A 12,645-nucleotide genomic window follows, 5' to 3' on the forward strand; every position below is an offset into this window, starting at 1 on the left:
CGCTCGAGGCGGTCAAAATGCGGAAGTGCGGTTCGTGCTAGATTCAAGCCATCTATTCGCTTTAAAGGAGATTGCTATGCGCTGGCTTCGCTCGATGTGTGTTGTGGTTGCGAGTGTGACGAGTTGTGCTGCGCTGGCCGCTGGCTTGAGCGACGAAGAGCAGGGCAAGGCGTGGTGGGCGCATGTGCAGTATCTGGCGGACGATTCGATGCGCGGGCGGTCGACGGGCAGCGAAGAGTATCTGAAAGCTGCGGCATATGTCGTCGACAAGTTCAAGTCGTATGGACTGGAGCCTGCGGGAATCAACGGAGGGTTTTATCAACCGGTAAAGTTCGATGTGCAGCGCGTGATAGCGGACAAGTCTTCGATGAGCCTTGTGGCCGATGGCAAGGTTGAACCGCTGGTGCTGGGCACGGACGCGTTGATCGGCCCGCGTTCAGCGGAGTTGGGGAAGATCGATGCGCCGCTGGTGTTTATCGGCTATGGCCTGCATCTTCCGGAGTCGAAGTACGACGACTTCAACTCGCCAGAGGTGCCGGCCAGTTCGTTGAAGGGCAAGGTGGTCGTCTACATCAATGGCGGCCCGGCCGATCTGCCGGGGCCCTTGAAGTCGTATGCGCGGACTGCGCCGTTTATCAAAGCGCTGCGCGATACAGGAGCTTTGGGCGCGATTGCAATCCCGACGCCGAAGTCCATGGACTTCGGCTGGCAGCGCATGGCGAGTGGGGCATCGCAGGCTGGAATGCGACTGTCGGCTACGCCCGACGCAGCGGCAGTCGCGGCGAAACACCCTGCGCTCATCGACTACTACGGGACGATGTTGTCGGCGGTCTTCAATCCTGCGGAGGCCGAGAAGCTGTTTGCCGGAAGCGGTCACAGCTTTGCGGAGCTGCTTGCGCTGGCGGATGCGCAGAAGCCGCTGCCGCGGTTTGCGCTGAACAAGAGCGTACGCGCAGCGGTTGTGGGCGAGCAGTCGACGGTGGAGTCGCCGAATATCGTGGCGAAGCTCGAGGGATCGGATCCAAAGCTGAAGAAGGAGTACATCGTCGTCTCGGCGCACCTCGATCACCTGGGTGTTGGCGCTCCGATACATGGCAAGACGATCTACAACGGGGCAATGGACGATGCTTCGGGCGTCGCAAGCGTACTTGAAACGGCGAAGGCCTTCAGCGAATCGAAGATGCGGCCGAAGCGGTCGATTCTCTTCGTCATCTTCACTGCCGAGGAGAAGGGGCTACTCGGCTCGCGTTACTTTGCAGGGCACCCGACCGTGCCGGAGGGGTCGATCAAGGCGGCGTTGAATCTCGACATGTTCATGCCGCTGTTTGCGCTGAAGAAACTGCACGTTCAAGGGCTGGAGCAATCGACGCTTCAGATGGATGCGAAGAAGGTGGGTGAAGCTCATCACATCGTGGTGGCGGGCGACCCGGAGCCTGATCGCAACTCGTTCATTCGTACCGATCAGTACAGCTTTGTGCAGGCAGGTGTACCTGCGCTGGCGTTCAAGTTCGGCTGGGAGGCCGGATCGCCGGAGTACAAGGCCTGGCGCGGGTGGCTGGCGGAGCGGTATCACTCTACGGCTGACGATCTCTCGCAGCCGGTGGATCTGGTCGCCGCTGCGCGGTTCAACAGCTTCTTTTACGATCTGGCGCGGACGGTGGCGGATGATCCGGCGATGCAGCATTATCTCGATACGAGCTTCTTCAAGCGGTTTGAGCGGTAGAAGCGGTTCGAGCTTCGCTCGAATGCCCACCTTAGTGCGATAAAGCCGCGCGAAGATGGGGCACCCGATCATGCTTGTTCCTATCCGTATAAGCTGGATATATGTTTTCTGTTTTTCCCCGCCTGATTGTCTTCGACCTCGATGGTACGTTGATCGATTCGCGGCAGGATCTTTGCAACTCGGTCAATGCCATGCTGAAGCATCTTGGGAAGCCGGAGCTTCCGGAGGACGTGATCGCCAGCTACATCGGCGATGGCGCTTCGATGCTGGTGCGGCGGGCGCTGGGCGATCCCGAGGGAGATGCGCACGACGAGGAATATCTTAGCGGTGCGCTGATCTACTTTCTGGACTACTACCGCGCGCACAAGCTGGACTTTACCTATGTCTACCCGGGCGTGATGGAGTCGCTGGCGGCGATCCGGGCGGCGCGGCCAGAGACGCTGATGGCCGTGCTGACCAACAAGCCAGTGAATCCTTCGCGCGATATCTGCGACCACTTTGGGCTTTCGCAGTATTTCTTTCAGAACTACGGCGGCAACAGCTTTCATACCAAAAAGCCCGACCCGCACGGACTTCTGACGCTGATGGAGGAGGCTTCGGCGATCGCCGGAACCCCGGTCCCAGCGAAGGAGACGATGATGGTGGGCGACACGGAGGTTGACGTTCTGACGGCGCGCGCGGTGGGAGCGCGGTCACTGGGGTGCAGCTTCGGACTGGCTCCGCATCGGCTGGAGGCGGCTAGGCCGGACTTTCTGGTGGACTCGGCGAAGGGATGGATGCAGGTGCTTGGTATATCCCCCCTCCCCCGTACCTGATCGCCTCATTTGGGTTTATGGGAGGGATTGATTCAGCGCTTTGGATCATCTTTGGGATGATGGGGTTGCGAAGATCTGGGGCTTAATAGGTTTTCCGGGAAGGTCTGTGACGGCTCCGGCGAAATGCGGGGATTCCCCGATCCGCTGTGCTTACTCGGAATGACACCAGGCATAGTGACGGGCCTAGACGGCGGGAGGGAGGAGGGCCGCCCCTTGTGGAGGCGGCTGAGTAACTCGAACCAGAAGTCCACTGTGTTCCCTCCCGAGGTCGTAGCGTCGTTTATCGGATGGAGATATCTCCGGAGCCGGTGTTGGCGCGGATGGTGGCTCCGCCTCCGTTGACGGTGCCGGAGATATGGTGGCGATTGAGCGAGCCCTGCATGGAGATGGGTTGTGCGACGTTGACCGAACCCGAACCTGTATCGGCGACCAGGTTGAACTTCGCTCCGCTACCTAGGTCCATGTGGATGGAGCCGGAGCCAGTAGAGAGCTTCCAGTCGGTGGAGGGGTTGCCCTGGACTTCGATATCTCCGGAGCCGGTGGAGGCCTTGAGAGCGCCGTTGACGCCGTGGAGGCGAACGGAGCCTGAGCCGGTCTCGGCCTTGACGTCGCCCGGGCCGGACTCGTGAAGCTCGACATCGCCGGAACCAGTGCCGAGGGTGGCTGTGCCCTGGATACCGCTGGCGCGAACGGAGCCTGAGCCGCTCTGGGCCTTGAGGGTGGCGCCGACGTTGTCGATGGTCATATCGCCTGAGCCGGTGGCGGCGTTGATGTTGGACGTGCGGGGGAGAGTGACGTCGTAGTCGATGGAGATGTTGCGGAAGAGATCGTTATCGCCGTGACGCTGGCCGATAATGATCTCATTCCCGTTCTGCTGGATGGGAGGATTGTCGGCGATTTGATTGACGCGGGACTCGACGTTGCCGCCGCCGCTCATCCAGCCGTTGTTGCCGTGAACGTGACCGGTGATGTGAATCTGATTGTCGGAGCCGGGCTTGAGGCGGATGTATCCCGAGCCGGTTTGGACTGAAACGTTAGGCGCGCCCGAGACTGTGAGGTTGCGTTCGAAGGTGCGGTCGGCTGCAAAGGCCGCGGTGGTGAGGGCGAGGCTGGCTGAGGCCAGCAGGATGCGTGCGTTCATAGTACGGCCTCCGTTGGATGAAGCAGGTTACGCTGCCTCCGGATAATTGGTTCCGTAATTAAATCCTGAATCGATTTTCAGAGTGATGCCATCAATTAGATGGTTGTCGAACTGTCGTAAAGAGAGATCGACAACAGGAGATAGAGAGATGGCAAAACTGGCAAATAAAGTGGCGGTTGTGACGGGAGCGAGCAAGGGTATTGGCGCTGCGATTGCGAAGCAGCTTGCAAAGGACGGCGCCAGCGTCGTCGTGAACTATGCTTCATCGAAGGAAGGTGCCGAGAAGGTTGTTGCCGAGATCAAAGCTGCGGGGGGCAATGCAGTTGCCATCGGCGGATCGGTTGCAGACGATGCCCAGACGGTAAAGCTCTTTGAAGAGACGAAGAAGGCTTATGGAAAGGTCGACATTCTGGTGAATAACGCAGGCGTGTACGCGTTTGTACCGCTGGAGAATGTTACGGCTGAGGAGTATGCCCGCCAGTACAACACCAATGTTCTTGGTCTTCTGCAGGCGACGCGCGAGGCGGTCAAACTGTTTCCCGCGGAGGGTGGCAGCGTGGTGAACATTAGCTCGGTGGTCAGCACGTTTGCGCCGCCGGCTTCGAGCATCTACAGCGGAACCAAGGGCGCCGTCGATACGATCACCAAGGTTCTGGCCAAGGAGCTGGCTCCGAAGAAGATTCGGGTGAATGCCATCAACCCTGGCTTCGTCGTTACGGAAGGTACGGAGACAAGCGGCATTGCGGGTACAGAGCAGGAAGCCTTCTTTATCTCTCTCACGCCGCTCGGGCGCGCAGGACAGCCGGACGATATCGCTCTTCCTACTGCCTTCCTTGCCTCCGATGATGCGCGCTGGATCACCGGGGAGATTATCAAAGTGGGTGGCGGCGCAGGGATGTGACCCGTAGAAGTTCGCTGTTGGTTGTTGCCGGGCCTGACGCCGGAGCTGCAATTCATCGCAGTCCGGCAGCAGGCTTTTCGCATTATTGCTGAAGGATGACGGTATCGCCCTGCTTGAGTCCCGAGAGGATCTCCGTGCGGGTCCCGTTGGAGATACCCGTCTTGATGGAGACCTTGCGGCGGCCCTTTTTGTCGTTCTGGTCGGGGACTTCCACGGAGGCGTTGCGGTCCTTGTCGTACATGACGGCCTGCTCGGGGACGGTGAGGACGCCCTTGTGCTCTTCGAGGAGGATCTCGGCATTGGCGGTCATGTTGGCCTTGAGCTCACCGCCGGGGTTGTCGATGGAGACGCGAACCTCAAAGGTGGTGACATTATCCTTCTCAACTCCCAGAGGCGCGATCTTGGTGACTTTGCCGAGGAAGGTCTTGTCCTTGAAGGATTCGACCTTGATGCGGGCGGGCTGGCCCATGTAAACCTTGCCGATGTCGCTCTCGTCGACCTTACCCTGAACGTAGACCTGGGTGGTGTCGCCAATGGTCATGACGAGAGTTGCCGTCGAGCCCATGACGAGGATGGAGCTGACCGCGTCGCCAAGCTCAACGTCGCGGGAGAGGATGACTCCGTCCATGGGCGAGGTGATGGTGGTGTAGCTGAGCTGCTCTTCAAGCTGCTTGAGAGAGGCCTGGGACTGCTGGACCTGCGCCTGCGCCTGGTGGAGCTTGGAGGTGTCGACGGAGATCTGTGCGACGGCCTTGTCGCGGGTGTTGGCGGCGGCGAGGTACTTCTGCTGCGCGTCGTCGAGCGCCTGCTGGGAGACGACGCCATCCTTGGACATGGAGAGGGCGCGCTCGTAGGTGTTCTTGTACATGGGCAGGTCGGGCGCCTCGGCGTTGACCTTGTCGTACTGGATGGCGGCCTGCGCGGCGCGGGCGTTGGATTCGGCCGCGGCGAGCTGGGCCTTCTGCGCGTTAACCTGGGCGATGATCTCGACCTGGTCGAGCTGCGCGAGGACCTGGCCCTGCTTGACGCGCTGGTTGATGTCGACATCGAGGCGCGTGACGATGCCGGAAGCCTTGGACTTCAGCTCGACCTTGGTGATGGGCTGGACCTTGCCGGTCGCCACAACGGAGCGGGCGATGTCGCCTTTTTCTACCTTGCCGAGCTGCGAGGGCTCAAGCTTGGCGCTGTTGCCGCGTGCGGCGACCGCGACCCCGAGTATGACGGCGACGACGACGGCGGTGAGGCCGCCCCATATCCAGAGTTTCCGCTTTTGTTTCCGCTGTGTAGCCAAGGTCGTGCTCCAGTCAATTCAGTAGGGGAAGTTCTGCTTCGGGTAGGTTACGTACTGAGCAGCAGCCCGGTTCCATAAACGGGGGGAAAGTTTGCCGGGTGAACCAGTCTTTAGACGTAGGGACGAGGGCTTTGGGAGAGAAGAAGGTGCAGTCTTTCTAATAACAACTGAGGTTATTCTAGCCGGGCAGAAGCCCTGGGGGAGATTACAGAAAAGTGTCACGCGGGGGAGCGCGGTTTGGTTCGAAACTTGTTCAAAGGTCGAACTACGGAGATTCTTCGGCTGCGGCTCAGGATGATGGGTATCTGATCAGTGGAGCAGTCTTGATGGTTGAGTGGCATCCTGAGCAAAATGCGGGGGATTCTCCAGTTCGACTTCGCTCGGGCAGGCTCATCGCCCGGAATGCGACGCTCATCTTTACTGGTGGAGTTGAGATTCAGGCGTATTTGCGGAGGACGCCGAGAACCTTGCCCTGGATGCTGACGCTGTCGGCGGGGGCGAAGATGGGTGCCATCTCGGTGTTTGAGGGTTGGAGGCGGATCATGTTTCCTTCGCGGTAGAAGCGCTTGAGAGTGGCGTCGGAGCCGTCGACGAGTGCGACGATGATCTCCCCTTCGCGGGCGGTGCGGGTGCGCTCGACCAGGACGTAGTCTCCGGAGACGATGTGCTCGTCGCGCATGGAGTCGCCGCGAACCTCGAGGGCGAAGACCTCGCGGTTGCCGATGATGTCGCCGAGCGAGATGCTCTCGGCGGTCTCGATGGCCTCGACGGGTTTGCCGGCGGCGATGCGGCCGAGCAGGGGCAGGCGCTCTCCGCTGCGTCTCGAGCGGGCAGGCAGGACATCGATGGAGCGGCTGCGGTTGTGGGCGCGCTGCAAGAGGCCCTTGTTCTGGAGATTGGTGATGTGCTTGTGCACGGTGGCGAGCGAGCTCAGGCCAAGCCCGCTGGCGATCTCCTCGTAGGAGGGGGAGTAGCCGTTCTTCTGCGTGAAGCCGGAGAGAAAGTCGATGACCTCTTTTTGCCGCCGCGTGATAGCCATGCGGGAATTGTAGCGAATAAAAAGCGAATTGCAATAGGCAATGTTGATTCTTCTTTCTGGAGATCGAAGGGAGGGAGGCAGATGCCGGATATTCCCGTTTTGAAATCGTTTGTCGCAAAAAACTGCAATGAGGTATTGAACCGATTGCCGCGATGCAACAAGGTAGTAGGACACCGCGGGTTGGTCGTACCGGATCGCAGAGATTTGCGAGCGGCCTGGCGGTGCTGCTGAACCGAGGAGATGCGATGCAGGTTTTAATTGTTGAAGACGATGCTGCTTTGGGTGTTTTTCTTGAGAAGGGGCTGAAGCTCGAGGGCCATGAGGTTTCGTGGGTGGGGGATGGCGAGGCGGCGCTGGAGCACGCGCGGCTGCATCGGCCCGATCTGATGGTGCTGGATCTGAGCCTTCCAAAGAAGGACGGCGTTGAGGTTCTGGAAGAGCTGCAAGGTCAGCTCGAGGGAACGGCCGTGCTGGTACTGACGGGAAGAAGCATGCTCGAAGAGAGGATACGGTGCCTGAATCTGGGCGCGGACGATTGTCTGCTGAAGCCGTTCAGCTTTCATGAGCTGACGGCGCGGTGCAGGGCGCTGCTGCGCAGGAAGAAGCGCTACGCCGACCCGATGCTGCGCCATGGCGACGTGGAGCTGAACCGGATGGAGCGCCGCGTGATGCGCTCGGGGAAGAACGTCGAGCTTACAGTGAAGGAGTTTGGCCTGCTGGAGTACCTGATGCAGCGGCAGGGAAGGTGCTGCGGCCGCGCGGAGTTGCTGCGCGAAGTTTGGCAGATGTCTCCCGACGCGGGGACGAACGTCGTCGATGTGTATGTGAACTATCTGCGGAAGAAGCTGGGCGCGGTAGCGTCGGCGGACGAGGCGGATGGCCACTCGGTGATTGAGACGGTGCGCGGCGAGGGGTACCGGGTGAAGAGCGTTGCCGCCAGGAAGCCGGTTGCGAGTGTGGCGGCGTTTGCCGGCGCAGCCGCGATGGTGGGTGCGTGAGATGCCGGAGCTGCGGAGTTCGGAGACAGGTCTGGCGGAGCGGATCGACGACATGCTGCACGGGTTGTGTCAGCCGCTGACGGTGTTGCAGTGCCGTCTCGCACTGGGAAAGCTGAACGGCGAGCCGGAGGCGATGCGGACGGCGATCGGTGAGGCACTGGGAGAGTGCGCTCGCATGAACAAGGCTGTGGGAGCGATGCGCGAGATGCTGCTAGAGGTGGGGAGTTGCGAGCAGTAGGTCAACTGGTTCAACGTGGGCAAGAGGGTGCGGCGATGAGAGGTGAAGGGACGGCGATGTTGGAGCAGGGGGTGCTGGATGGAGCGTCGGTGCGGACGGTGGTGCTGGCGAGTGCGGATGCGGCGCTGCGGCAGCGGCTGCGGAGCTCGTTGACGGACTTGCGCTGGGAGGTATTCGAGGCCGCGGGCGGAGCGGAGGCGATCGCGCGGCTGGAGGCGGTGCGTCCCGAGGCGCTGTTGATGGATAGCTGGCTGCCGGACCTGGAGGCGAGTGAGTTTGCCGGGCAGATACGGATGATGTATCCGGCGGTGGAGCTGATGGGGATCGATGGAGGAATGGAAGGGAGCGCGCGGAGTCCGCGGCGGAACGAGCTGCTGCATGCTTTGCGTGAGGCGCAGGGCGCAGCGATGGCGGACACTGCGGTGTGGAAGGCTGCTCCGGTTGCCGTGCCTTCGGTGGCGCATCGCAGGCCTGTTGTAGATGCTGTCGAGAGGAGCGCGGCAACTTCGGTCGAGGCAGTGCAGTTGCTCCCGGGGATGGTGGGTGCGAGCGAGCTGATGCGTGAGCTTGCGGACCTGATCAAGCTGGTGGCGCCGCGCTCGACGACGGTGCTGATCGAGGGTGAGACGGGGACGGGCAAGGAGGTTGTTGCGAAGGCCGTGCACAAGCTGAGTGAGCGGGTAGGCAAGCCGTTTGTGGTGCTGAACTGCGCGGCGATCCCCGAGGCGCTGCTGGAGGCAGAGCTGTTTGGCCACGCGCGCGGAGCATTCACCGGTGCGGTGCAGTCGCGGACTGGACGCATTGAGGCGGCGCACGGAGGCACACTGTTCCTGGACGAGATCGGCGAGATGCCGCTGGCGTTGCAGGCGAAGATGCTGCGCTTTCTGGAGTACGGCGAGTTGCAGCGCGTGGGGGATAACGAGACGATGCGCGTTAACGTGCGCGTGATAGCAGCGACGCATCAACCGCTTGAGCAGAGAGCCGAGGAGAAGAGCTTCCGGCTGGACCTGTACCACCGGCTGGCGGTCTTTCCGGTGGAGGTCCCGGCGCTTCGTGCGCGCATGGACGATATGGCGCTACTGACTGAGCACATTCTTACGACGCTGGGGCAGAAGGCCCCTCGCAAGAGGATGAGCGATGCCGCGCTGGCGCGATTGCAGGAGCATCACTGGCCGGGAAATGTGCGCGAGCTGATGCATGTGCTGGAGCGCGCGGTGATTCTTGCGGGCGAACGTCCGGAGATCGGGGCCGAGGAGATACGGTATCGGCGGGCGACGCGGTAGGCGGGTTTGCAGGGAATGGCGTTCAGAAAAGGCAAAACCAAATACGGGATTCTCCGCCTACGGCTCAGAATGACTACGCAGAAAAATAGAGGTTGTCCAATCGCTTAGAGCGCTCTCATTTGAGAGCGCATTTTTTTGGTGCGTTACATGCATAGGAGATGGCGGAGGAGTTTTCTATGCAGGTGACGACGGCTTTGAGCGAGGCGCTGTGGCGCTATCTCGACCTGACCACGGAGCAGATGAAGTTGACCGCGGGCAATATGGCCAACGTGGACACTCCTGGCTACAAGACGCAGGGGTTCGATTTCGAGCAGGAGTTTTCGCGGCAGCTTGCGACGGTGGGCGATCAGGCGTTGCGGCCGGCGGCCTCGCAGGATGTGGACGGCCTGGTGACGCGACCAGATGGCAACAACGTTTCGATGGACCGCGAAGGGATTGAGTTGGCGAAGTCACAGTTGCGGTTTCGACTGGGCGTGGAGCTGCTCAAGCATGAGTACTCGAATGTGATGAGCGCGATCCACGCTGAGGCGAGGTAAGCGATGAATCTGTTTGGCGTGATGGACGTGAGTGCTTCGGCGCTGAAGGCGGAGCGGGTACGCGCGGAGGTTGTTGCCGCGAATATGGCGAATGCGGAGACGACGCGAACTGCCGATGGCGGCCCGTATCAGCGGCACCACGTGGTCTTTGAGGCGGAAGGCGATGGGAGCTTCAGGCAGTCGCTGGTGAGCCACATGGGCGGGCTGGGTGCGAGCGGCATTGGGTTCGGCGGGATGCGCAGGCTGGGTAAGGCGGTGACGGCAGATACGACGGTCGACGGCGGCGTTGCGGTGACGGGCGTGATCGCCGATGCGAGCGCGCCGCTGCGCAGGTACGACCCGCAGCATCCTGACGCGGGGCCGGATGGGTATGTGTCGTACCCCGATATCAATCCGCTGACGGAGATGGTGGACCTGATGGGGGCTCAGCGATCGTACGGGGCGAATGCGTCGGCGATCCAGGCAGAGAAGAACATGGTGGCTTCGTCGCTGGAGATTCTGAAGTGACGCAGCAAGAACAGGAGAGAGTGCGATGAGTGGAGCGGGAGTGTTTACGAGTGTGGCTTCGCAGGCCAGTTCGGTCTTCAGCGGAGCGGCGAAGGGCGTGGGGGTGCAGAACGCGGAGCCGCAGGCAGCGACGCCGTTTTCCGGGATGCTGAAGACGATGGTGGAGCAGACGAACGAGCTCGATCGCAAGGCATCGGAGACGGTGACTGGCTTGCTAAACGGTAAGGGCGTGGAGATTCACGACGCCATGATTGCGACGCAGAAGGCGGACATGGCGTTTGAGCTGTCATTGCAGGTGAGGAACAAGGCAGTGGCTGCCTACCAGCAGATGATGGGAATGCAGTTTTAGGGTTGCGGAGCGAGGCAGATGGCTGAGGCGGAACAGCAGCAGCAGGGAACGGGGCTGGAGCGGGTGGAGAGACCGGGCACAACATCGGCGAATGCGGGAGCGGCGGGCAGGGTGCTCGATGCTGTCGTAAGTATGCGCGAGCGCCTGATGGCGCTGCCCGCAAGCAGGCGGACGTGGCTGTTGGCCTCGGCTGCTTTTGTGGCTGCGATGGCTGCGGCAATGGCGTGGTATGCAGGGCGGACGGACTGGAAGCCGTTGTTCAGCGGGCTGGATGGAAAGGATGTGCAACAGGTCTCGCAGGAGTTGGCGGCAGCGGGGATTCAATACCGCATGACAGCGGACGGAGCTGGCATCGAGGTTCCAGCGGAATCGGTTGACAAGGGGCGGATGGAGGTTGCGACGAAGGGCATGCCGCAGACCGGCAGGCTGGGCTTTGAGCTGTTCGACAAACCGAATTGGGTGGGAAGCGAGTTCGACGAGAAGGTGAACTATCAGCGCGCGCTCGAGGGCGAGCTGGAGCACACGATTGCATCGCTCGGCGCGGTACGGTCGGCGCGTGTTCACCTGGTGTTGCCGCAGCAGTCGCTGTTTACGTCGGAGGAGCGCGCGGCGAAGGCCTCGGTCGTGTTGAAGCTGAAGCGTTCGTCGTTGAGTGAAGAGCAGGTAGAGGTGATTCGCAGCCTGGTGGCTGGTGCAGTGGACAACCTGAGCGCGGAGAACGTTGCGCTGGTGGATGCGGACGGAAGGGCGAACTTCAGGTCGCGATCGAAGAACGGGACGGAAGCCGACGCGGAGCAGGCGATGGAGTCGAAGCTGGTGGCGATGCTGGAGCCGCTGGCTGGACGCGACAACGTGCGCGCGACGGTGAATGTGAGTTATGACGACGGCACGGAGGTGCGGACGGACGAAGTCTATGATCCGAACCAGTCGGCGACGCTGAGTATGCAAAAGAGCGAACAGACGCAGACGCCGCCGGTGAAGGCGACGGGGGTTCCGGGGACGGCGAGCAACTCTCCGGCAGGCGCGCCGGTGGGAGCGGTGCAGGGATCGGCAGCGGCAGCGGCGCCGGGAACTCCTCCGCTGCTGCAGAAGGAGGCGCTGCCGGTGTATCCACAGCAGGGGTATGGCGCGGGGCAGAGCATTCGCGAGGAGACCGGGACGTTTGGCGTGAGCAAGCATGTTGTTCACACGGAGCAGGCCCCTGGGCGCGTGCGCCGTGTGACGGCGGCTGTGGTGGTGAACGATCGCGCGAACGTCGAGGGCGCGGGCAAGGCGGAGCACACGGTTTGGAAGGCGCGCTCGGCAGACGAGATGCGAAGGCTGGAGCAGTTGGCGCAGGCGGCGGTGGGGTACGATACGAAGCGCGGCGACCAGGTAGTGGTCGAGAACGTCAGCTTCAGCTCGAATGCGCCAGAGGCAAAGCCGCCTCTGATGGAACAGTTGACCGAACAGGCGCGAGCGTTGGCACGTACACAGCCCGGGCTCGCGCGCACTCTAGTCATTGGGGCGCTGGGTCTTTTGCTGGTGCTGTTTGTGCTGCGCCCGATTGCGCGGCAAGTAACGGCGACGCTCGCCGAGCCGAGGTCTCTGAGTGCTGGCACGGAGTTGCCTGCGCTGATATCGGGGCCCGTGGAGCCGGAGATGATCGAACCGTCCGCTCCCATCGCCGCGAGTCTTCCTGAGATGAAACGGACGAAGGAACAGATGCAGCATCGCGGTATCTATGAGCAGGTTGCGGAGCATATACGGCGTGAACCAGGCCAGAGCACGCGGCTGTTGGAGGCGTGGATCGGTTCGGGTGAGGAGATGGAAGCATGATGATGG

Annotated in this window: 13 protein-coding genes; 10 read left to right on the plus strand and 3 right to left on the minus strand. The window is 61.6% G+C overall.

The window, feature by feature from the left end:
• The first annotated feature begins 94 nt into the window (after positions 1-94).
• Together JSS95_03280 and JSS95_03285 are read left to right on the plus strand one after the other, a co-directional pair.
• Positions 95-1,723 (plus strand): M20/M25/M40 family metallo-hydrolase, encoded by a 1,629-nt coding sequence (locus JSS95_03280; protein MBS1798826.1) that lies wholly within the window; start codon positions 95-97, stop codon positions 1,721-1,723.
• 101 nt (positions 1,724-1,824) lie between these two features.
• Positions 1,825-2,538, plus strand: coding sequence for an HAD hydrolase-like protein (locus JSS95_03285; GenBank protein MBS1798827.1), 714 nt, complete (start codon positions 1,825-1,827; stop codon positions 2,536-2,538).
• Positions 2,539-2,818: 280 nt separating this feature from the next.
• Here JSS95_03285 and JSS95_03290 read toward each other — a convergent pair whose 3' ends face one another.
• Complete coding sequence (locus tag JSS95_03290; protein ID MBS1798828.1) at positions 2,819-3,679, minus strand: DUF4097 family beta strand repeat protein; 861 nt, start codon at positions 3,677-3,679, stop codon at positions 2,819-2,821.
• 148 nt (positions 3,680-3,827) lie between these two features.
• On the opposite strand from JSS95_03290, the gene JSS95_03295 reads away from it, so the two are divergent.
• On the plus strand, positions 3,828-4,580 hold the full coding sequence (locus JSS95_03295; protein ID MBS1798829.1) for a glucose 1-dehydrogenase: 753 nt from the start codon (positions 3,828-3,830) through the stop codon (positions 4,578-4,580).
• A gap of 82 nt (positions 4,581-4,662) precedes the next feature.
• Here JSS95_03295 and JSS95_03300 read toward each other — a convergent pair whose 3' ends face one another.
• Positions 4,663-5,871, minus strand: coding sequence for an efflux RND transporter periplasmic adaptor subunit (locus tag JSS95_03300; protein ID MBS1798830.1), 1,209 nt, complete (start codon positions 5,869-5,871; stop codon positions 4,663-4,665).
• A gap of 436 nt (positions 5,872-6,307) precedes the next feature.
• Positions 6,308-6,910, minus strand: coding sequence for a transcriptional repressor LexA (lexA, locus tag JSS95_03305; GenBank protein ID MBS1798831.1), 603 nt, complete (start codon positions 6,908-6,910; stop codon positions 6,308-6,310).
• A gap of 245 nt (positions 6,911-7,155) precedes the next feature.
• Between lexA and JSS95_03310 the strand changes: the two genes are divergently transcribed.
• The 7 genes from JSS95_03310 (at position 7,156) to fliF (ending at position 12,639) form a co-directional block, all read left to right on the plus strand.
• Positions 7,156-7,908 carry a response regulator transcription factor gene (locus JSS95_03310; GenBank protein MBS1798832.1) on the plus strand — a complete coding sequence of 251 codons (753 nt, stop codon included), beginning with the start codon at positions 7,156-7,158 and terminating at the stop codon, positions 7,906-7,908.
• Between the two features lies 1 nt (position 7,909).
• Complete coding sequence (locus JSS95_03315) at positions 7,910-8,146, plus strand: hypothetical protein (protein MBS1798833.1); 237 nt, start codon at positions 7,910-7,912, stop codon at positions 8,144-8,146.
• A gap of 56 nt (positions 8,147-8,202) precedes the next feature.
• On the plus strand, positions 8,203-9,429 hold the full coding sequence (locus tag JSS95_03320; protein ID MBS1798834.1) for a sigma-54-dependent Fis family transcriptional regulator: 1,227 nt from the start codon (positions 8,203-8,205) through the stop codon (positions 9,427-9,429).
• 176 nt (positions 9,430-9,605) lie between these two features.
• Complete coding sequence (locus JSS95_03325) at positions 9,606-9,965, plus strand: flagellar biosynthesis protein FlgB (GenBank protein MBS1798835.1); 360 nt, start codon at positions 9,606-9,608, stop codon at positions 9,963-9,965.
• Between the two features lie 3 nt (positions 9,966-9,968).
• Positions 9,969-10,472: a flagellar basal body rod protein FlgC gene (gene flgC, locus JSS95_03330; GenBank protein ID MBS1798836.1), complete on the plus strand. Its 504-nt coding sequence runs from the start codon at positions 9,969-9,971 to the stop codon at positions 10,470-10,472.
• A gap of 25 nt (positions 10,473-10,497) precedes the next feature.
• On the plus strand, positions 10,498-10,821 hold the full coding sequence (gene fliE, locus JSS95_03335; GenBank protein MBS1798837.1) for a flagellar hook-basal body complex protein FliE: 324 nt from the start codon (positions 10,498-10,500) through the stop codon (positions 10,819-10,821).
• Positions 10,822-10,839: 18 nt separating this feature from the next.
• Entirely contained in the window at positions 10,840-12,639 is a 1,800-nt protein-coding gene (fliF, locus tag JSS95_03340; GenBank protein ID MBS1798838.1) for a flagellar M-ring protein FliF, read from the plus strand.
• Positions 12,640-12,645 lie beyond the last annotated feature (6 nt).

Source organism: Acidobacteriota bacterium (assembly GCA_018268895.1).
Taxonomy (GTDB): Bacteria; Acidobacteriota; Terriglobia; order Terriglobales; family Acidobacteriaceae; genus Edaphobacter.